This window comes from Nonomuraea sp. NPDC003754 (assembly GCF_053605785.1).
In genome coordinates, this window is sequence record NZ_JBSGJX010000051.1 from 20,535 (window position 1) to 40,157 (window position 19,623).

18 protein-coding genes are annotated in these 19,623 nt (G+C 69.2%); 9 read left to right on the forward strand and 9 right to left on the reverse strand.

Annotation, left to right across the window (positions count from 1 at the left end; all coding sequences use genetic code 11):
- Positions 1-10: 10 nt before the first annotated feature.
- On the forward strand, positions 11-1,252 hold the full coding sequence (locus ACWEVS_RS39780; RefSeq protein ID WP_449914271.1) for an MFS transporter: 1,242 nt from the start codon (positions 11-13) through the stop codon (positions 1,250-1,252).
- Here the strand turns inward: ACWEVS_RS39780 and ACWEVS_RS39785 are convergent.
- A complete protein-coding gene (locus tag ACWEVS_RS39785) occupies positions 1,215-1,844 on the reverse strand; it encodes a UdgX family uracil-DNA binding protein (protein WP_449914269.1) in 630 nt (209 codons plus the stop codon). The genes ACWEVS_RS39780 and ACWEVS_RS39785 overlap by 38 nt on opposite strands.
- A 77-nt stretch (positions 1,845-1,921) precedes the next feature.
- On the opposite strand from ACWEVS_RS39785, the gene ACWEVS_RS39790 reads away from it, so the two are divergent.
- From ACWEVS_RS39790 to ACWEVS_RS39800, 3 genes are all read left to right on the forward strand, one after another.
- Positions 1,922-2,626 carry a metal-dependent transcriptional regulator gene (locus ACWEVS_RS39790; RefSeq protein WP_354913906.1) on the forward strand — a complete coding sequence of 235 codons (705 nt, stop codon included), beginning with the start codon at positions 1,922-1,924 and terminating at the stop codon, positions 2,624-2,626.
- Between the two features lie 120 nt (positions 2,627-2,746).
- Positions 2,747-4,975 carry a SpoIIE family protein phosphatase gene (locus ACWEVS_RS39795; RefSeq protein WP_449914267.1) on the forward strand — a complete coding sequence of 743 codons (2,229 nt, stop codon included), beginning with the start codon at positions 2,747-2,749 and terminating at the stop codon, positions 4,973-4,975.
- 16 nt (positions 4,976-4,991) lie between these two features.
- The gene (locus tag ACWEVS_RS39800) at positions 4,992-5,792 is read left to right on the forward strand and encodes an alpha/beta fold hydrolase (protein ID WP_449914264.1); all 801 of its coding nucleotides are present in this window, start codon (positions 4,992-4,994) and stop codon (positions 5,790-5,792) included.
- On the opposite strand, the gene ACWEVS_RS39805 is transcribed toward ACWEVS_RS39800, so the two are convergent.
- From ACWEVS_RS39805 to ACWEVS_RS39815, 3 genes are all read right to left on the reverse strand, one after another.
- Positions 5,755-5,916, reverse strand: coding sequence for a hypothetical protein (locus ACWEVS_RS39805; RefSeq protein ID WP_354913900.1), 162 nt, complete (start codon positions 5,914-5,916; stop codon positions 5,755-5,757). The two genes, ACWEVS_RS39800 and ACWEVS_RS39805, sit on opposite strands and share 38 nt — an antisense overlap.
- A 15-nt stretch (positions 5,917-5,931) precedes the next feature.
- The gene (locus tag ACWEVS_RS39810; RefSeq protein WP_452555965.1) at positions 5,932-7,077 is read right to left on the reverse strand and encodes an acyl-CoA dehydrogenase family protein; all 1,146 of its coding nucleotides are present in this window, start codon (positions 7,075-7,077) and stop codon (positions 5,932-5,934) included.
- A 103-nt stretch (positions 7,078-7,180) separates the two neighbouring features.
- Entirely contained in the window at positions 7,181-8,518 is a 1,338-nt protein-coding gene (locus tag ACWEVS_RS39815) for an ATP-binding protein (protein WP_452555967.1), read from the reverse strand.
- A gap of 292 nt (positions 8,519-8,810) precedes the next feature.
- Here ACWEVS_RS39815 and ACWEVS_RS39820 point away from each other — a divergent pair, with 292 nt between their 5' ends.
- The 4 genes from ACWEVS_RS39820 to ACWEVS_RS39835 all read left to right on the forward strand — a co-directional run bounded on the left by ACWEVS_RS39820 (position 8,811) and on the right by ACWEVS_RS39835 (position 13,280).
- Complete coding sequence (locus ACWEVS_RS39820) at positions 8,811-10,232, forward strand: hypothetical protein (RefSeq protein WP_452555969.1); 1,422 nt, start codon at positions 8,811-8,813, stop codon at positions 10,230-10,232.
- A gap of 13 nt (positions 10,233-10,245) precedes the next feature.
- A complete protein-coding gene (locus ACWEVS_RS39825) occupies positions 10,246-11,013 on the forward strand; it encodes a class F sortase (RefSeq protein WP_354913893.1) in 768 nt (255 codons plus the stop codon).
- 147 nt (positions 11,014-11,160) lie between these two features.
- The gene (locus ACWEVS_RS39830; protein ID WP_452555971.1) at positions 11,161-12,528 is read left to right on the forward strand and encodes a hypothetical protein; all 1,368 of its coding nucleotides are present in this window, start codon (positions 11,161-11,163) and stop codon (positions 12,526-12,528) included.
- Between the two features lie 5 nt (positions 12,529-12,533).
- Positions 12,534-13,280 (forward strand): class F sortase, encoded by a 747-nt coding sequence (locus ACWEVS_RS39835; RefSeq protein WP_354913889.1) that lies wholly within the window; start codon positions 12,534-12,536, stop codon positions 13,278-13,280.
- 146 nt (positions 13,281-13,426) lie between these two features.
- Here the strand turns inward: ACWEVS_RS39835 and ACWEVS_RS39840 are convergent, their stop codons facing one another.
- Entirely contained in the window at positions 13,427-14,362 is a 936-nt protein-coding gene (locus tag ACWEVS_RS39840; RefSeq protein ID WP_452555973.1) for an ADP-ribosylglycohydrolase family protein, read from the reverse strand.
- A 250-nt stretch (positions 14,363-14,612) separates the two neighbouring features.
- Here ACWEVS_RS39840 and ACWEVS_RS39845 point away from each other — a divergent pair, with 250 nt between their 5' ends.
- Positions 14,613-14,750, forward strand: a complete 138-nt coding sequence (locus ACWEVS_RS39845; protein ID WP_452417965.1) for a hypothetical protein — start codon at positions 14,613-14,615, stop codon at positions 14,748-14,750.
- Between the two features lie 199 nt (positions 14,751-14,949).
- Here the strand turns inward: ACWEVS_RS39845 and ACWEVS_RS39850 are convergent, their stop codons facing one another.
- The 4 genes from ACWEVS_RS39850 to ACWEVS_RS39865 all read right to left on the reverse strand — a co-directional run bounded on the left by ACWEVS_RS39850 (position 14,950) and on the right by ACWEVS_RS39865 (position 19,486).
- The gene (locus tag ACWEVS_RS39850) at positions 14,950-16,095 is read right to left on the reverse strand and encodes an acetyl-CoA C-acetyltransferase (protein WP_354913884.1); all 1,146 of its coding nucleotides are present in this window, start codon (positions 16,093-16,095) and stop codon (positions 14,950-14,952) included.
- 320 nt (positions 16,096-16,415) lie between these two features.
- On the reverse strand, positions 16,416-17,261 hold the full coding sequence (locus ACWEVS_RS39855) for a carbohydrate ABC transporter permease (RefSeq protein WP_354913882.1): 846 nt from the start codon (positions 17,259-17,261) through the stop codon (positions 16,416-16,418).
- Positions 17,261-18,145, reverse strand: coding sequence for a carbohydrate ABC transporter permease (locus ACWEVS_RS39860; protein ID WP_354913880.1), 885 nt, complete (start codon positions 18,143-18,145; stop codon positions 17,261-17,263). The genes ACWEVS_RS39855 and ACWEVS_RS39860 overlap by 1 nt, the downstream gene beginning before the upstream one ends.
- A gap of 63 nt (positions 18,146-18,208) precedes the next feature.
- Positions 18,209-19,486, reverse strand: a complete 1,278-nt coding sequence (locus ACWEVS_RS39865; protein WP_452555976.1) for an extracellular solute-binding protein — start codon at positions 19,484-19,486, stop codon at positions 18,209-18,211.
- Positions 19,487-19,623 lie beyond the last annotated feature (137 nt).

Genomic DNA, 19,623 nt, shown 5'->3' on the forward strand with positions numbered 1-19,623 from the left:
TGTGCCGTGAGTGGCTTTCGGGGACCTTGTTGTTGACACGCGCCCACTTCGCGTCGCCGCCTACCGGCGCCTGTGGTGGGGGCAGGCCGTCTCCCACGTCGGTGTGGCGGTCACCGTGGTGGCGGTCAGCCAGCAGGTGTGGGAACTGACGGAGTCCTCCTTCTGGGTGGGCATGCTGGGCCTGGCCAACCTGATCCCGCTGGTGGTCTTCGGGCTGTGGGGCGGCGCCGTCGCCGACGCCATGGACCGGCGCAAGCTGCTGGTCATCGGCTGCGTGGTCGCCTGGCTGAGCACGCTGGTGCTGGTGGTGCAGGCCGCTCTCGGCCTCGGCAACGTCTACGTGCTCCTGGTGGCCGTCGGGCTCGGCGCGGCCGGCTTCGCGATCAGCTCCTCCACCAGAGGCGCGATCATCCCCAGGCTGCTCGAGCCCGGACTGGTGCCCGCGGCCAACGCGCTCAACTCCCTCGTCTTCAGCATCGGCGCCGTCTTCGGACCCATGATCGGCGGCGTCGTGCTCGCGGCGGGCGGCTACGCCTCCGCCTACGCCATCGACGCGGTGCTGTTCACCGGGAGCCTCTACGCGGCGCTGCGGCTGCCGGCGCTCGAACCGATCAGCAAGGTGGTCGTCCGCCCGGGGGCGGAGGCCGTGTGGGAGGGGCTGCGCTTCATCATGGCCAGCCCCGTCCTGCTGATGTCGTTCGTCGTCGACATCATCGCCATGGTCTTCGCGCTGCCGAGAGCGCTGTTCCCCGAACTGGTCGCCGATCGTTTCGGCGGCTCCGAGCTCGCCCTCGGCTGGCTCACCTCGGCCATGGCGATCGGCTCGGTGGTGGGCGCGCTGTTCTCCGGCTGGGTGGGCAGGATCAGGCGGCAGGGGGTCGCGCTGGTCATCGTCATCGCCGTGTGGGGGCTCGCCGTGGCCGCGGCGGGGATGGCGCATGAGCTGTGGCTGGTCATGACGTTCATGGCCGTCGGCGGCATGGCCGACGTGGTGTCGTCGGTGTGGCGCCAGTCGATCCTGCAGCTCCACGCGCCCGACGAGATGCGCGGGCGGATGCAGGGCGTGTTCATGGTGGTCGTGGCGGGCGGCCCGCGCCTCGGCGACCTGCGCGCGGGAGCCACCGCCACGGCCTTCGGCATGACCGGGGCGTGGGTGGGCGGCGGCCTGGCCTGCGCGCTGGCCGTCCTCGCGGTGGGGCTGGCCGTACCGGCCTTCAGGAACTACAGGGACAGGAGCGGCGAGCCAGCGTGAGGTCGGAGACGAGCCCCTTGTAGGCCTCCTCGCGGTCGGGCGCGCGCAGCACGGCCGACGGATGGATCGTCGCCACCGCCAGCGCCTCGCCCAGCTCCAGCACCTCGCCCCGCTGCCGGCTGACCCTGAAGTCGGCGCCGAGCAGGGCGCGGGCGGCCGTCGCGCCGAGCACCACGATCATCTCCGGCTCGACCAGGGCGAGCTCCGAGCTGAGCCACGGCCGGCAGGCCTCGATCTCGGCGACGGTCGGCTTCTGGTGGATCCTCCGCTTGCCCCTGAGCGTGAAGGAGAAGTGCTTCACGGCGTTGGTCAGGTAGACCTCCTCCCTGGCGATGCCCGCGTCCTCCAGTGCCCGGTCCAGGACGCGGCCCGCGGGCCCGACGAACGGCGCCCCCTTGTGGTCCTCCTGGTCACCGGGCTGCTCGCCGACGAGCATGAAGCGGGCGTCCGTGGGTCCCTCGCCGAACACGGTCTGGGTGGCGTTGCGATAGAGATCGCAACCCTGGCAGTGCGCCGCGGCTTCGCGCAGCTCCGGTAGGGAGCGATGCTCGGGAAGGAACCGAGCCGCTCCAGTGTTGCCGTCCTTTGCCATCGCTGGTCGTTCTCCCACTAGGGTTTCTGTGGCTTCTGTGCCCCATGACCGGCGTAGCATTCAGGACGGGAGGAGCCTTGACCGCACACGGCTTGATCGACACGACGGAGATGTATCTCCGCACGATCTACGAACTCGAGGAAGAGGGGATCGTTCCTCTTCGTGCGCGCATCGCCGAACGGCTCCAGCAGAGTGGCCCCACCGTGAGCCAGACCGTCGCCCGCATGGAACGTGACGGGCTGGTCCGCGTCGAAGGCGACCGCCATCTGGCGATGACCGATCTGGGCCGCACTCTCGCCACCCGCGTCATGCGCAAGCACCGCCTGGCCGAATGCCTGCTGACCCAGGTCATCGGGTTGCCATGGGAGGAGGTGCACATCGAGGCCTGCCGCTGGGAGCACGTGATGTCCGAGTCGGTGGAGGAACGGCTGGTGAAGCTGCTCGACAACCCCACCTTCGACCCTCATGGCAACCCCATTCCCGGCCTGGAGGAGCTGGGCGCCACCGGCCCCGAGTCCGACGCCTGGTCCGCCTTCCCCAGCATGGCCGACGTGGCCGGGGCCAGGGACATACCCGTTGTCGTACGTCGAATTAGCGAACAAGTGCAAAGCGATCCCGCTGTGATGCTTAAACTCAAGCAAGTTGGGATACAACCCGGACGCGAGGTGACGCTCGCGGCGAGCGACGACGGTGTGCGGGTGACAGGTGATAACGACGCGACGAACACTCCCGCGGAGCTTCCGCGTGAGGTCGCCGCGCACGTATTCGTCTCCAAGCGCTGACGGCGGCGCTGCTGCTTGGTTGAATCCCGCATGGGAGTCCCTCCACTCCCCGGACACGACTGTTGCAGGAGCGCCCGTGGTTCGCTTTGCGCACATGCCTCCCCGAGGAGTGGTCGCCGGATGAAACGTTGGGGGGATCTGTCCCAGGAAGCGGCTGACTTCTTGTCGGCGTCGTCGGTCCTCGACCACGCCGAGATGGCCGTCGTGGTGACGGACCGCTTCAGCAATCTCCTGTACTGGAACCCGTTCGCGGAGAAGCTGTTCGGCCGCCAGGGCAAGGGCTCGGTGCGGGAGGGCTCGGTGCTCTCGCTCGGGATCATGGAGAAGGATCACCCGGCCGCCGTCGAGCTGGCCAAGCACGTGCTCAAGGGCGGCGTGTGGGAGGGCACCTTCGACGTCAAGCGCGGCGACGGCACGATGATCTACGTGCGGGCCCAGGCCGTGCCGCTCCGGCACGACTCCGGCTCGGTGACCGGCATCGTCATCACCGCGCGCGAGGCCATGCGCAGCAACGAGCGCGAGAAGGACCGCTTCGGCCTGCTCGAGCGCATCGGGGAGCGGCTGGCCGGCTCGCTGTACGTCGAGGAGACGCTCAAGCGGGTCGCCGAGATGCTCGTGCCGCAGTTCGCCGACCACTGCTTCATCGAGCTGATGGAAGGCGATCGGCTGGTGCGCAGGGTCTCCCAGCACGTGCAGGGCTGGACCCCCCCGCCCGACACGTGGAAGCCGGTCGGCTCGGAGATCCGCTACCCGGCCGGCCACTACGCCGACACGGCGATGCGCCGCCAGGAGACGATCCTCGTCGAGGACTTCGCCTCCACCAGCTTCCCCAGCCCCCACGAGGGCAGCGCGCGGCTGTGCGGCGAGATCGGGATGACCTCCGCCGTGGTCGCCCCGCTGTGCGTGCGCGGCGAGACGCTCGGGCTGATGTACCTCGGGCTGTCCAACCTCACCGACCGGCGCAGCCCCCACTACGACGCCTTCGACCGCGACTTCGTCGGCGCCATCGCCACCAGGGTCGCCCTCGCCGTCGACAACGCGCTGCTGTTCGAGGAGGAACGGCACACCGCCGAGTCCTTCCAGAAGCACCTGCTGCCCAGGGCGCTGCCCACCCTCGACGGCCTCGACATCGCCGTCCGCTACTACCCCGCCGCGCCCCTGGCCTCCCACGGGCAGGGCATCCAGACCCAGGTCGGCGGCGACTGGTACGACGTGATCCCGCTGTCGGCCGGCCGGGTCGGCATCGTGATCGGCGACGTCGAGGGGCGCGGCGCCAAGGCCGCCGCCATCATGGGCCAGCTGCGCGCCGCGCTGCGCGCCTTCGCCCAGGACGACAAGCCCCCCGCCGAGATCCTGGCCAGGCTCGACGAGTGGACCCGCATCATCGCCACCCCCGAGCAGGACGAGTCGGGCGCCGACATCAGCGTGCCGCCCATCGTCACCTGCCAGTACCTCGTCTACGACGCCTGGTCGCGGCAGCTGTCGTTCGCCAACGCCGGCCACGCGCCGCCGCTGCTGCTGCACGACGGCCAGTGCCTGGAGATGAACATCGAGGAGGTCGGCCAGCCGCTCGGCGTCCGCGCCAAGGGCATGCACGCCGACCTGGTCTACAAGGAAGAGACCCGTACGCTCCCGCCGGGCGCCGCCCTCGTCCTCTACACCGACGGCCTCGTCGACCGGCGGCCGGGGCGCGACTTCGGCGGCAGGACGCCCTCCGACGAGGAGACGCTGGCCATCCTCAGGGACAAGCTGGCCGCCTGCACCAAGGAGAACGTCGAGCGCATCGCCGACACCGCCACCCGCGCGGTGCCCGGCGAGATCGACGACGACATGGCGATCCTCGTGCTGCGGGCCAGCCCCGTCGACCTCGACGTCGAGGAGCGCGACTTCCCCGCCCAGCCGATCATGGTGGGTGAGGCCCGCAGGATGGCCACCGAGGCGTTCACCGGCTGGAACGTCCCCGAGGAGCGCGCCGAGCTGGCCTGCCTGCTCGTCTCCGAGGTCGTCACCAACGTCGTGCTGCACGCCGCCAGCGCCAGCATCCCGCGCAGGGAGCTCGTCGTGGAGGGGCCGCCGCTGCCGTTCGAGGAGTCCTGGGACATGCCAGGCTTCGAGGAGGAGCTGGCCGGCGACAAGACCTTCACGCTGAGGCTGCGCAGGGGCGAGGAGTCGGTGTGGGTCGAGGTGTTCGACCAGGACCTGCGCCTGCCGCGCATCCGCAGCGCGGGCGAGAACGACGAGGGCGGCCGCGGCCTCTACCTGGTCGACCAGCTGGCCAAGCGATGGGGATCGCGCCCCACCAAGGAAGGCAAAGCCGTCTGGTTCGAGATTCCCACACGCAGCAGGTGAGTGGTTCACTCAAGGGATGGAGCTGGCCTTCGAACGGCGCGGCAGCGGCCCGCCGCTGATCCTCGTCCACGGCATCGGCCATCACTGGCAGGCGTGGCTGCCCGTCATGGACCGGCTCGCCGCCTCCCGTGACGTGATCGCCGTCGACCTGCCCGGGTTCGGCGACTCGCCCGAACTGCCGCCCGGCACGCCGTACACGGCCGAGGCGCTGGCCGACGCGGTCGAGTCGTTCTGCGCGCTGCTGGACGTGCGCGAGCCGCACGTCGCGGGCAACTCGCTGGGCGGCTACATCGCGCTGGAGCTGGCTTCCCGAGGCGTGGTCGCCACGGCCACGGCGCTCTCGCCCGCGGGGTTCTGGACGCGCGGCGAGCTGGTGTGGTGCCAGACCGTGCTCAGGTCGCTGCGCGCGTCGGCGGAGACGGCCGCGCGGGCCACCTCCGACGGGCTGCTCGCGCGCCTGCTGGCCTCCCGGGCCGCCGGACGCGCCGTCGCCTCGTTCCTGGTCGCCCAGCCCTCCCGGCTCGACCCGGTCGCCCTCGCCGCCGCCACGCAGGCGCTGGCCGCCGCGCCGGGCTTCCACCCGACGCTGGAGGCGTTCACCGACGTGATGCCGCCCGCGCCGCCGAAATCGCCCATCACGATCGCCTGGGGCGCCCACGACCGGCTGCTGCCCCGACGGCAGGCCGTACGGGCGGCCAAATGGTCGGGGCAGCGGGTCAAGCTGCTGCAGGGCTGCGGGCACCTGCCGATGAGCGACGAGCCCGAGCTGGTCGCCAGGGTCATCCTCGAAGGGTCTGCCCCCAGATGGCCAGCATGACGATCACGAACACCACGACCACGCCGACGTAGCCGACCGGGTTCAGGCGCAGCGCGCGCCGTACCCGGTTGAGGGCCCAGGCGAACAGCAACGCCAGGAAAACCAGGAGGATCAGACCTTCCATGTCCTCCAGTATGGGTCAGAACCCGAAGGAACGGCCGATGATCTCCTTCATGATCTCGGTGGTGCCGCCGTAGATGGTCTGCACCCTGCTGTCCACCCACGCCTTGGCGACCGGGTACTCCATCATGTAGCCGTAGCCGCCGTGCAGCTGCAGGCAGCGGTCGATCACCTTGTTCTGCAGCTCCGTGGTCCACCACTTCGCCTTCGCCGCGTCGACCACCGACAGCCGCCCGGCGTTGAGCGCGGTGACGCACTTGTCGACGTAGTGGCGGGCGATCTCGGTCTCGGTGGCCAGCTCGGCCAGGACGAACCGGGTGTTCTGGAAGCTTCCGATGCTCCTGCCGAAGGCCTGGCGGGTCTTGCAGTACTCGATCGTCTGCTCCAGCACCGCCTCCGCCGCCGCCACCGCGCCGACCGCGATGGACAGCCGCTCCTGGGGAAGGTTGTTCATGAGCTGGACGAAGCCCTGGCCGTCGGTGGCGCCGAGCCGGTTGGCCGCCGGGACCCGGACGTTCTCGAAGAACAGCTCCGCGGTGTCCTGCGCCTTCATGCCGATCTTGTCGAGGTTCCGGCCGCGGGTGAAGCCCTCCGTGCCGCGCTCGACGACGAACAGGGTGGTGCCGCGCGCCCCCAGCTCCGGATCGGTCTTGGCGACCACGACGACCAGGTCGGCGTTGATGCCGTTGGTGATGAACGTCTTCTGGCCGTTGATGACGTAGTGGTCGCCGTCGCGCACCGCGGTCGTCCTGACACCCTGCAGGTCGCTGCCCGCGCCGGGCTCGGTCATGGCGATCGCGGTGATCAGCTCGCCCGACACGAAGCCGGGCAGCCAGCGCTGCTTCTGGTCGTCGTCGGTGAGGTCGACCAGGTAGGGGGCCACCACGTCGTTGTGCAGCGAGAAACCGAGCCCGGACGCGCCGCTGCGGATGATCTCCTCGACGATGACCGCGTTGTACCGGAAGTCGGTGACGCCGGCGCCGCCGTACTCCTCGGGGACGGAGAAGCCGAACATGCCGACCTCGCCGGCCTTCTTCCACACGTCTCTCGGGACGATTCCCTCCTTCTCCCACTGCGGATGGTGGGGGAGGACCTCGCGGGCCATGAACTCGCGCACGGTCTCCTGGAAGAGCAGGTGCTCCTCCTCGAAGAGGTCTCGCTGCATGTGGTCGCCTCCATGGTGGGGTGTGGCACCAGAATACGATTCTGTTCCGCGGCGCGCCTCCCGGCGGGCCGGACGAGCGAGGCGCCCGCCGGAGGCCCGCTTGCTAGGCCGAGTAAAGCTCGTGCAGGTCGAAGGTGCGCGCTCCCCTGATGCCCTGGTCGAAGTCCGCTCCGCCGTACAGGGAGAGGACGGTGTCCCGCACGTCGTACTTGGAGCTCAGCAGGTCGCGCGCTCGCGCCAACCGGTCGGCGTGACCCTGGTCCATACGGGTGCCCCACTTCACTTCACCCAGAGAGAGGATGCGTCGCGGCCTTCCCGGCTCGGTCGCCGCGAAGACCACCACGTCGACCTCGATCTGGCTTCGGCGTGCCGTGTCGGCGATGACCCCTGCGGCGACCTCGCCGGGGAGCTCGCCGAAAAGTGACTCGGTTCTGGCGAACTCGCGGCACATGTCCTCGAAGTGTGGACCCACGACCTGGCCGTTGAACCTTGTCCGCGCATCCTGCCAGACAGCCGCTGCCCTGCCGCTCTCCAACAGTGCCCATCGGGGGCGCATGACCACCTGGTAAAAGCTGACCAGCGGCTCGCACACGCGGTACACGGATCGGCCTGGGCGGAAGGCATCGATCTCGCGGCGCAGCAGGCAGCTGTCCTCCAGAACATTGAGAGGGTGCCCGATGTCGGTGGCTTTACGACCGATGTAGCTCGCGATACCGCCTCTGGTGGCATTGCCGTTCGCCACGGCGGCGAGCACCGAATGGTAGAGAGCGGTGTCGCGCACGTTCGCCTCCTCCTCCATGAGATAGCGCGCCTCGCGGAACAGGGGAGTGCCAGGATCGAGCACCGTGCGCTGGACCCAGTCATCGAAGTCATCGAGGCACGTAGGCCTCTCGTCGTTCACGAAACGGAGGTAGGCGGGGGTCCCGCCGACTACCGTGTGAACCAGCACGGCCAGCCGCGGATCGTCGAGGCGCCAGTACTGTGCCGCGAGCCGATAGTCGAAGGGGCGGACGACCAGTTCGAGCGACGCTCGGCCGCGAAGGGGGGCGTTTCCTGAGAGCAATCCCCCCATGACGGACATCGCGGAACCGCACAGCAAGAGTGAGGCGGGAATCTCTCTGGAAACCGCTCGATCGATCTCACGCTGGATGATCGACGTCAGAGCCGGTGAGACATTGCTCAGGTAGGGGAACTCGTCGATCATGATGGGCGCGGCCTTCTCCGCGCTGATGGCGAGAAGGTGCCTGATGGCCTCGTTCCAGTCCGCGAAGCGGACCGGGACGTCCGCCTGCGTGTAGTCGGCCAGTGCTTGCGAGAGCAGCCGCAGGGACTCGGCTTCGGTCGCCTCGGTCGCTCCGAAGAAGAAGCCGCCGACCTGTCTGGCCAGAGCTTCGAGGAGAAATGTCTTTCCCTGGCGCCTGCGCCCGCTGATGACACCCAATTGGGTCCGGGTTCCCGCTCTCGCGCTTGGATGACTGCTCCTGGAGGCTGCGACAGATCGTCCGGATGCGAGTCATCGCAGGGGTCACGGCGCGCGGTGCTGTCCCTCTTGCTCGGTGCCCACGACCACTGGGCGATCTACTCCAACGATCAGCGGACCTGGAGGGACGCCGTGGTCCGGCACCGTGGGACACGGGTTCATCACAAGTGCCGCTTGTCGCCGTTTTCGCCTGTGTCGCAGGTGTTTGAAACCTTAAGATCTCCTCTGGATTTCTGTGAGATCGGAGTGTGCGGTGGCTCGTTGGCGGAGCGCATTAGCAGCCGGATCGGTAGGGCTGGTGGCGGGGCTGTGCGTCGTCCTACCGTCAACGCCGGCCTCGGCCGCGCCGGCCGACCTGGTCATCGACTACGACTGCTACGGCGTCGGCAACACCTACACCATCGCCAAGTACGCGCCGGTCAGGCTGCGGACCCGGCTGACGTTCGCGACCGATCTCGTGGTCGGCGGCGCGCTCGACCTCAAGTGGTCGATCGCCTACAAGGACGGCAGCCGCTTCTCCTCGCCCGGCTACTACGCCGCGGGCGCCCAGATGAACGTGCTGGGCAACGCGCAGATCACCGGCGCATGGCAGGGCGTGCTCCAGCCGACCGGCGCGACCACGATCTCCAGCAAGCTCCGGATGGACGACCCGCTCGCGCTGCCGGCGGGCATCGCCGACCCCGGGCAGATCATCAAGGCCGGCGTGATCAAGATCGAGCCGAAGGACATCGTCGTCGACTTCGTGCCGCCGGACGGCGAGGCGACCGTCAACAACGGCAACGACGGCGACAACCCGCGCTTCCACACCATCAACTACGGCGGCCCGTGGACCGAGTTCGACGACCGGCTCTCCTCCGAGCACCACATCCACAACGACTACCACGAGACCTCCGCCCAGGGCGCCTCGGCCGAGTTGAAGTTCATCGGCACGGGCGTGAAGTACATCGGGCCGCGCGACCGTGAGGGCGGTCCCGTCAAGGTCTCCCTGGACGGCGCGCAGCGGGCCGAGGTCGACCCGTCGCGGAACATCGAGGACGACCCGGTCAACGAGGTCCACAACGGCGGTTTCACGCTGTGGGAGTCGCCGCAGGACCTGGCGTACGGCGAGCACACCATCAAGATCGAGAACGGCAGCGCCAAGAAGGCGTGGCTCGACGCGTTCATCGTGACGACCAACACCTCCAAGGTGCCCACGGACTTCCACCGCGCCTCCTGCAAGCTGGTGAGCTCGCCGGTGTCGGTCGAGGTGACGGTCAGGGAGAAGCCCGGCCAGTCGCCGACGGTCAGCCCCACCGTCAGCCCGACCATCTCGCCGACCGTCAGCCCCACGCAGACGCCCACGGGGACCCCGGCGACCACCCCTACGCGCCACCACAACGGCAACCACAACAGCGGGAACCAGACCACGGTCGACCGGCTCGTGAGCGTGCACGGCACCACGACCGTCACCGCCACGCCCACGGTCAAGACGTCGACCGGGCCGACGGCGACCAACTACGTCGCGGCGCAGGTGAAGAAGACACCGTTCGGCGGCGTGCCGTCCGGTGAGGCGCCCGAGCCTTCGCGGCAGCCGTACGCGCTGATGGCCGGCGGCACGGTGCTGCTGCTCGGCAGCGCGGCAGGCGGGCTGGCAATGAGACGGCGGCGGGCCGCGCACGCCGGGAACCGGCGCTGAGGGAGGGCGGATCATGACCGAGCAGAAGTCACTGCTGAACAAGGCCCTTCCCGGGCTGCTGATCGCGGGGTCGCTGGGTGGCGTGGCGGCCATCATGGCGGGACTGCTGTCGTTCATCACCCCGGTCGATGACGGCTCCGGGCCCACCCCGTCCCTGGCGCAGGGGGAGAGCCCCGAGACCCTGGCGATGTACAACGTGGCGAACTCGTTCGTCCTGCCGGCGGTCGGGCCCGGCGGGCCGAACAAGCCGCTGGCGCCCGCCGTGCTGAGCGCGCCGCCGCCGGCCCCGGCCGGTGCCGTCGCGGCGCCCATCAAGCCCAACGCGAAGGCCAAGCCGCTGCGCATCAGGATCCCCAAGATCAAGGTCAACGCGCTCGTCGGCAGCGTGACCGTCGACGCCAAGGGTGAGCTGCAGGCGCCGCCGCTGTCCAAGCCGAACCTCACCGGCTGGTACCGCTTCAGCCCCGTGCCGGGCGAGAAGGGCCCGGCGATCATCAACGGGCACGCCACGACCAAGAACGGCGCGGCGGTGTTCAGGCGGTTGAAGGAACTGGCCAAGGGCGACCAGATCTACGTCTACCGCACCGACGGGAAGGTCACCCGGTTCACGGTCAGCGGGATCGAGCAGGTGAAGAAATCGGCGTTCCCGACAAAGCGGGTGTACGGGAACGTGGACAACGCGCAGCTGCGGCTGATCACCTGCGGCGGGCTGGTCGGCGCGAACGGCCACTACGAGGACAACGTCGTCGTCTACGCCGCCCTGTCGAAGAAGAAGGGTTAACGGCGCGGAAATTTGTCGTGATTTTTGGAGTTTGCAGACGATTCACAGGGACAGTTCGTAGGATCTCTACCGAATCGTGACCATGGACTGGAATCCTGTTATGCCAGTTGTCAACATGGTCCCCGCTGTTTGGAACGGAGAGAGACAGTGCTGAAGTCCTTGGCGCGGCGTCGCCACGCCCTGAAGACCTCTGCCCTGGGGCTCGCGGGAACGCTGGCTCTCTTCGCCGGATCGGTCCTCGGCCTGTCGTCCCCGGCCGAGGCGTCCACCTCGACAGCGGCCGCCGACACCACGATGACCATCCCGTTCAACTGCTCGGGCGCTTTCGAGGGCTCGACCTCGGTACAGGTCAAGATCACGGTTCCGGACAACGTGGCCACCGGCACGACGACCGTCCCCATCAAGTGGGAGTTCGTCAGCGCGAAGCCGAAGGACGCTCTCGCCGCTCGGTCCAAGATCGCTGTCACGGCCGACCTGGATGTCACCGGTGCCACCGCCGGTACGGGGGGCACCGACCTGATGTGGGACCAGGAGTACGAGCTCACCACGCAGGTGACTGCAGGCTCGAACGTCACGATTCCCGCGAAGACGGTCAATGCCACGATCACCACAGGTGCCACCTCCGTCGTTGTCAAGCCGTTGGCGAACGCGGTCAGCCTCGACCTGGACGTGACACCCCCCACCGGGGGCACACCGGTGGAGAGCAGCTGCACGGCGGGAACGGCGACCCCCGCGAGCCTGACGACCACGGTCGGCGGCACGGGCGGTGGCACCGGCACGCAGGACATCGTCACCTACAAGTGCACCGGCCCCGCCACGACGGACATCCAGAACGTGCAGATCAAGGTCGAACTGACCATGCCGACCAACGCGAAGGCGAACGAGCAGTTCGCGATCGGCTGGAAGGGCACCTACGTCTCCGGCCAGGAACTGAAGGCGCCGGCCACGGGCACCATCGCCGCGAAGATCTTCCCCTACGCGACGCTCACGGGCATCACCAACCTGACGTCGGCGACGGGTGAAGGCACGCCAGGGACGATCACGGCGGGCCAGATCATTCCCCTGCCCACCACTTCCGTCAGCATGAAGAGCACGTCGGCGAACACCGGTACGGCGACGGTCAAGCCGGGCAACGTCAACTTCGGCTCGAACGCCGCCAGCGGCACCGATCCCGCCATCAGGTGCGAGGTCCAGAACGCGGCCAACCTGAAGACCTACACGCTCACCGTCGGGACCGGGACCGGGACGTCGCCTTCGCCGTCACCGTCGCCTTCGCCGTCCCCCTCTCCCTCGGCCAGCGCCAAGCCGACCCGTACCGTCACCGCGACCGTCACCCAGACCCCCGTCGGCGGCAACGGCAAGGTGAACAAGACGCCGAAGGGCGCCGCCGAGACCGGTGGCGGTGGCGAGCTGGGTCCTGACGGCCGGATGTTCGTGCTGACCGGTTCGCTGATCGTGCTGGCCGCCGCGGTGGGCGGGCTGATGCTGCGCCGCCGTACCGCGCCTCGGGGTTGACCTCGGTGAGCGGACAGTACCCCGAACCGCCCTACGACGATCGCGGCAGCCAGATCCTGCGGTCGACGCTGATCTTCGCCGCGGTGGCCGGGGTGCTGACCGTGGTCGTCGGGCTGGTGTTCATGCTGATGAGCCCCGAGGAGTACGGCCTGGCGGAGGGGCGGCAGTCGCTGTCGCTGTCGAGCCAGCCGGACGCGATCGCGTCGGGCCAGCCGCAGCAGGCGCTGTTCGAGGCCCCGCCGACGGTGCCGCCACCGTTGCCGCCGATCACGCCCGCGCCGCCGATGCAGCCGTCGAACCCGATCAGGGTGGTCATCAAGCGGCTCGGCATCAACGCGCCGGTCATGTCGGTCGGCCTTGACCGCAAGGGCGCGATCCAGACGCCGCCGATCGACAACCCGAACCTGGTGGGCTGGTACCGGCACGGGTCCACGGCGGGGGAGTCGGGCCCGGCGGTCATGCTCGGGCACAAGGACACGCGCACCAGGAGCGCGGTGTTCAGCAGGCTCGGGGAGATCCGCAACGGCGACGTCATCGAGGTGAAGCGGCGCGACGGCACGACGGCCGTGTTCACCGTGGGCGGGGTCGAGCAGGCGGGGAAGGCGACCTTCCCGACGCAGCGCGTGTACGGGGACCAGGCCAACGCCCAGCTGCACCTGATCACGTGCGGCGGCGTCTACAACCGGGCGACCGGGCACTACACGGACAACATCATCGTCTACGCGACGATGACCAGCTCGCACCGCTCCTAGACGGCCCGGCCGCGCCGCCGAGCTCCAGGCGGCGGCCCGGCCGTTCCGTCGCGCCTTGGACAACGGCCCGGCCGTTCCATCGTGCCTAGGCAACGGCCCGGCCGTTCCGTCGTGCTTCAGGCGGTGGCCCCGCCGTTCCGTCGTGCCTAGGCGGGGGCCGCGTCGAGGCGTTCGGCGAGGACGCGCAGGTCGTCGGCGCGCAGCACGCGGGCGGGGGTGGCGCCGGGCAGCGGCACGTGCAGCGGTTCGAGCCAGCGCGCGGGGATCGCGTCGATCCCGTGGACGGCGCCCGCCAGCCCACCGGTGACGGCGGCCACGGTGTCGGTGTCGCCGCCGACGTCGACGGCCGCGCGCAGCGCCTCTTCGTACGACGAGGTGGTGCGCACCGCCCACACCGCCGAGCCGAGGCATGGCCAGACGGCGCCGTTCACCTCGGTGGCCTGATCCGGGTGCCAGCCGGGGGCGAGGACGGCCGCGTAGCGTTCGCGGTGGCCGGGCTCGACGTGGGCCAGGATCTCCGGCAGCGCGGCGAGGGGGTCGCCGCCGTCCAGGGCGATCCTGATGAGGTCGTGGAAGATCGCTGTGCCCTCTCCCGCGGCGGGGTCGCCGTGCGTGAGGGCGGAGATGCGCCGGGCGGCGTCCATGGTGGCGGCGCGGCCGTGCCGGGCGAAGTGGACGGCGGACGGGGTGGCCCGCATCAGCGAGCCGTTGCCCGCCGCACGTCCCGTCGAGCGGAAGTGGGCCGCCGCGGCCTGGTCCCAGGGCAGGCCGGCACCCAGGACCGCCTCGGTCTGGAGTCCGATGTCCTTGGGCTCGGCCGCCGCCCAGCACCGGAACCGGTCGAAGACGTCGGCCAGGTCGAGCGTGCCGCGGTCGAGGAGTGACTCGGCGACGTGGACGGCCATCTGTGTGTCGTCGGTCGCCTCGCCTGCCTCCCAGCCGCCGCCGGGCCGCATGTTGCCGCCGCCACCGGGGAACGCGGCGGAGAACGCGCCCGCCGGTCCGAACTCGTACGGTGCCCCCAGCGCGTCGCCGACGGCTGATCCGACGACCGCGCCGACCGCTCGCCCTATCCGGTCCATGCCTGTCCTCTCCGCCGACATCCCGCTCATTTCTACCGCCTCTACCGCCGATAAATGCGTTGCGGGGCAGAGGGGGCACCGCCTACTGTCATGGACATGCGCCTTTACCTGTGACGCGCGGGGCTGACCTGATCAGCCGACCGCCACTCAGCCGTCAGACCTCGTCCGTTCAGACGCGGCAGCTGAGCTTGCCAGACCGGCCTTCACCCGTGATGCGGCCGCGTCGCAAGTCGCGTAAAGGAGCACACTCATGCGAGTTCGTTCAGGCCACAAGAAGCACGGCACCGCTCTGCCCGGCAGGGAGATGCCGCAGGTTCCTCGCCAGATGCCCAAGATGCCGCAGCGGCCCATCGCGCCGCCGCGCCGCATCCCGCCCAAGGGGCGGTAGGTGGGCAGTGCGCCGCTCCCCGGTTTCCTCGGGGGGCGGCGCACCTCTTTCCGGAGGCGAATCTTTCCGGAGGCGGGAGGGCGCACCTCTTTCCGGAGGCGGGAGGGCTGCACCTCTCCGGAGGCGGGAGAGTGTCGCCGGGCCGGTCGTGTGATGCGGGAAGCCCGCCAGTCTCCCGCCGGCCGGCCCGGCGGGTCCGTCAGAGGCGCTCGATGATCGTGACGTTGGCCTGGCCGCCGCCCTCGCACATCGTCTGCAGGCCGTACCGGCCGCCGGTGCGCTCGAGCTCGTGTAGCAGCTTGGTCATCAGGATCGCGCCGGTGCCGCCCAGCGGGTGGCCGAGGGCGATGGCGCCGCCGTTCGGGTTGACCTTGGCGGGGTCGGCGCCGAGCTCGTGCATCCACGCCAGCGGCACGGGCGCGAACGCCTCGTTGATCTCGGTGACGTCGATGTCGTCGATCGACAAGCCCGCCTTCCGCAGCGCCTTCCGCGTCGCGGGGATGGGCGCGGTGAGCATGTAGACGGGGTCGTCGCCGAGGAGGGCGAGCTGGTGGATGCGGGCCCTCGGGGTCAGTCCGTGGTCGCGCACGGCCTGCTCGGAGGCGATGAGCACGGCGCCCGAGCCGTCGGAGATCTGTGAGGCGGTGGCGGCGGTGATGGCGCCGCCCTCCTTCAGCGTCTTGAGGCCGGCCATCTTCTCCAGCGTGGTGTCGGCGCGCGGGCCCTCGTCGTCCTCGACGCCGTTGACGGGCACGATCTGGTCCTTGAAGTAGCCGTTCGCGATGGCCTTGGCGGCCCGCTGGTGCGACTCGAAGGCGTACTTCTCCAGGTCCTCGCGGGTGAGCCCCCACTTCTCGCACATCAGCTCCGCGCCGCGGAACTGGGAGATCTCCTGCTTGCCGTACCGCTCGACCCACATGTCCCCGAACGGGAACGGCATGCCCTTCTCGAGGGCGGCGGTGATCGACGAGCCCATGGGGACGATGCTCATCGACTCGACGCCCGCGGCCACCACCAGGTCCTGGGTGCCGGACAGCACGCCCTGGGCGGCGAAGTGGATCGACTGCTGCGACGAGCCGCACTGGCGGTCGATGGTGACGCCCGCCGTCGTCTCCGGCAGGCCGGCGCTCAGCCAGGCGTTGCGCGCGATGTCCATGCTCTGCGGGCCGAACTGCATGACGCAGCCCATGATGACGTCCTCGACCGCCGCGGGGTCCACGCCTGTCCTGCCGACGAGTTCTTTCAGCGTGATCGCGGCCAGGTCGGTGGGGTGGACGGTGGAAAGGCCGCCCTTCTTCTTACCGACGGGGGTGCGGACCGCCCCGACGATGTACGCCTCTGCCACAGTGCCTCCCGGATCCAAACCGAGCAACATTCGGTCAGTGAGAGGTTACAACAGAACCTTGCTCTGTGCCTGTCCCGGCCCGGGTCCTCGCCATACGGCAGGGCGGGCTCAGGGCCACCGCGGTCACCGCTGACCGCCCGTCCTTCACGGCACTCCAGCGGGACTTCGCACCCCGCCGTCACATCGGGCTCGCCGGCCCCCGCGTGGTGCCTCCGACCGGCGGGAGGGCCCCGGGCAGGCGGAATAGGGCGAAGGCCGAGCCCGGAAAAGGCGCCGCCGCCCGCGCGGAGGGATCGCGGGCGGCGGCGCGGGGAGGGGGTCTACTTGATGGAGCCGGCGGTGAGGCCGCCGACCACCTTCCGCTCGATCAGCGCGAACAGGATGATCACCGGGATGGTGGCGATCACCGAGCCGGCGAACAGGTTCTGCCAGTCCACCGAGTACTGCCCGATGAAGGAGTTCAGCGCCACGGTCAGCGGCTGCTTCTCCGGGCTGGTCGTCAGCGTCAGCGCGACCACGAACTCGTTCCACGCGGCGATGAACGTGAAGATCAGCGCGGTGATGACGCCCGGCATCGCCAGCGGCAGCGTGATCCTGAACAGCGCACCGAAGCGCCCGTTGCCGTCCATGAACGCCGCCTCCTCCAACTCCCTCGGGATCGAGGCGAAGTAGGCGTTGAGGATCCACACCGCGAAGGCCAGGTTGAACCCGCCGTTGACCAGGATCAGCGACCACGTCGAGTCGACCAGGCCGAACTGGAAGAACTCCCGGTAGATGCCGACGAGCATCGCGGTCGGCTGGAACATCTGGGTGATGAGCACCAGGATCAGGAACGCCGTGCGCCCTCTGAAGTTGTGCCGGGCCGAGTAGTACGCCGCCGGCAGCGCCACCAGGAGCACGAGCAGGGTCGAGCCCCCCGCCACCTTCAGCGTCACCAGCAGGTTGTCGGCCAGGCCGCCGGTCCAGAAGTTCAGCAGGTTGGACCACTCGAACGACGACGGGAGGTAGGCCGCCTCGCGCAGGCTGGCCTGCGGGCGCAGCGCGGTGAGCAGCATGACCAGGTAGGGGAACAGGAAGACGAAGGCGATCAGGTAGGCCGCGGCGGCGACCAGCACCTTCTTGAGCGACGGCATCGGACCGCCGGTGACGGCACGGGAGTGGGCCATCACGCCACCTCCTGCTTCCACTTGGAGATCTTGAGGAAGATGGCGGTGAGGATGATCACCATGCCGAAGTTCACCACCGACATCGCCGCCGACTCGCCGATGTTCGAGCCCTTGAGGATGAACATGAAGATCGTCGAGGTCGCGGTGGAGTAGCCCGGCTGGCCGTGGGTCATCGACCAGATGATCGGGAAGCTGTTGAAGACGTTCATCACGTTGATCAGCGCGGCGACGGTGAGGGCCGGTCGCAGCAACGGCAGCGTGATCGACCAGTACGTCCTGAACGTGGAGGCGCCGTCCATCCTGGCCGCCTCGTAGACGTCCGAGGGGATCGTGGCCAGGCCGGCCAGCAGCGCGTAGGTGGTGAACGGCACCGACACGAACACCGCCACGAAGATCAGCCAGGGGAACGCGGTGGCGGCCTGGCCGAGCTGGTCGGCGTCGGCGCCGCCCATCGCGGGGATCAGCCCGAGGTCACGCCGGATCAGGTTGATGATCCCGACCTCGGGGTCGAGCATCCACTTGAAGATGATCGACGTCATGAGCACGGAGGCGGCCCACGGGGCGATGAGCGCCCACCGGGCGATCTTGCGTCCGGGGAACCTCTGGTTGAACAGCTGAGCCAGCGCCAGCGAGATCAGCACGGTGAACCCGACGACCGCGACCACCCAGACGAGGCTGCGGAACATCACCGGCCAGAAGTCGGTTTCGGCGAAGAGCTTGTCGTAGTTCTCGGTGCCGTTCCAGCCGCGGACCACGCCGAACCGGCTGACCTCCAGGAACGACGTCCGCACCATCTCGATGACCGGCCACAGGACGACCACCGCGATCAGCACCACCGCGGGCCCGACCCATGCCAGGGGCTCCAGGACGCGCAACCTTTTCATGAAGAACCTTCCATACGGGTACGGCCGGCGCGGGGGAGCGCCGGCCGTACCGACCCCTGAGGATCAGCTGCCCTCGGCGACCTTCTGGATGTCGCCGAGCACCTTCGCCGGGTCGTCCTTGACGGCCCCGCCGATCGTCTGCTTGATCGTGGTGTTCACCTCGGACCACTTGGGGTCCTTGAAGGGGTAGAAGCTGGCGTTGGGCAGCGCGTCGAGGAAGGGCTTGAGCTTCTCGTCACCCGACAGCTTCTGGATGCCGCCGTTGGTCACGGGCAGCAGCTTGTAGTTGTCGACGATCTTCTGGGTGGCGTCGCCGGTGTAGAAGAAGTCGAAGAACTTCCTGATCTCGGCGGCGTGGCCGTTCTTGTTGAACGCCATGATCCAGTCCATGACGCCGAGGGTCGTGTTGAGCGGGCCGGTCTTGCCGGCGATCGGGGCGACCGCGTACTTGCCGTTCACGGCGCCCTTGTCGAAGATCGGGATGGACATGGGGCCGCCGTTGACCATGCCGACCTTGCCCGCGGCGAAGTCCTCCCAGACCGTCTTGCGGTCCTTGGTGCCCGGGTTCGGGGTGGTGAGGCCGGCGTCGACCAGGCCCTTGACGTACGTGAACGCCTCGACGTTGGCCGGCGAGTTGACCGTCCACTTGCCGGAGGCGTCGGTGTAGCCGCCGCCGTTGCCCAGCATCCACAGGAAGGACTCGCCCTGTGCCTCCTCCTGGCCGAGCGGCAGGCCGAACGGCTGGCTGACGCCGGCCGCCTTCAGCTTCTCCGCCGCGGCCTTGAGCTCGTCCCACGTCTTGGGCGGCTCGGCGACGCCGGCCTTCTCGAACAGCTCCTTGTTGTAGAAGAGCGCGCGGGCGGAGGAGACGAACGGGATGCCGTAGGCGGTGCCGTCGACCTTGCCGAAGTCGGCGAACTTGGTGAGCATGTCCTTCGACACCTCGGGCGACAGGACCTCGTCGGCCTTGTAGAGCAGGCCGTCCTTGACGAAGCCGGAGTAGTCGCCGGTCTGGAGGATGTCGGGCACCTGGCCGTTCTGGACCATGGTGGCGACCTGCTTGTCGATGTCGTTCCAGGAGATGACCTGGACGTCGACCTTGATGTTGGGGTTGGCCGCCTGGAACTGGTCCACGACCGACTTCCAGAACTTCGTGCCCGCGTTGTCGGCCGTCGGGTTGTCGCCGTAGTCGGCGGCCACCATCTTCAGCGTGACCTGGCCGCCGGCCTGACCGGTGGAGTCGCCGCCGGTGGCGGGCTGGGAGCCGCCGCCCCCGCACGCGGACAGGACCAGCATGGTGGCAAGGCCGAGAGCGGCGCCGCCCACAAGCTTGATGTTCACCGTAGATACCGCCTTCTCATCGGACGGGTGCGCTGGTCCGTACCAGCCACCTGACACCGCCCAGGGGTTGGGGGTGCGCGCGGGCCGCGGCTCCGCGCGTTTGCGTCAGAGTAAGCCCCTGTTCGGCAGCCGGTCTA

Coding starts and splice junctions, on each gene's coding strand:
- ACWEVS_RS39855 (WP_354913882.1), bottom strand. CDS start 17,261: ATGGCCCACTCCCGTGCCGTCACCGGCGGTCCGATGCCGTCGCTCAAG.
- ACWEVS_RS39810 (WP_452555965.1), bottom strand. CDS start 7,077: ATGCAGCGAGACCTCTTCGAGGAGGAGCACCTGCTCTTCCAGGAGACC.
- ACWEVS_RS39825 (WP_354913893.1), top strand. CDS start 10,246: ATGACCGAGCAGAAGTCACTGCTGAACAAGGCCCTTCCCGGGCTGCTG.
- ACWEVS_RS39840 (WP_452555973.1), bottom strand. CDS start 14,362: ATGGACCGGATAGGGCGAGCGGTCGGCGCGGTCGTCGGATCAGCCGTC.
- ACWEVS_RS39860 (WP_354913880.1), bottom strand. CDS start 18,145: ATGAAAAGGTTGCGCGTCCTGGAGCCCCTGGCATGGGTCGGGCCCGCG.
- ACWEVS_RS39785 (WP_449914269.1), bottom strand. CDS start 1,844: ATGGCAAAGGACGGCAACACTGGAGCGGCTCGGTTCCTTCCCGAGCAT.
- ACWEVS_RS39805 (WP_354913900.1), bottom strand. CDS start 5,916: ATGGAAGGTCTGATCCTCCTGGTTTTCCTGGCGTTGCTGTTCGCCTGG.
- ACWEVS_RS39800 (WP_449914264.1), top strand. CDS start 4,992: ATGGAGCTGGCCTTCGAACGGCGCGGCAGCGGCCCGCCGCTGATCCTC.
- ACWEVS_RS39795 (WP_449914267.1), top strand. CDS start 2,747: ATGAAACGTTGGGGGGATCTGTCCCAGGAAGCGGCTGACTTCTTGTCG.
- ACWEVS_RS39845 (WP_452417965.1), top strand. CDS start 14,613: ATGCGAGTTCGTTCAGGCCACAAGAAGCACGGCACCGCTCTGCCCGGC.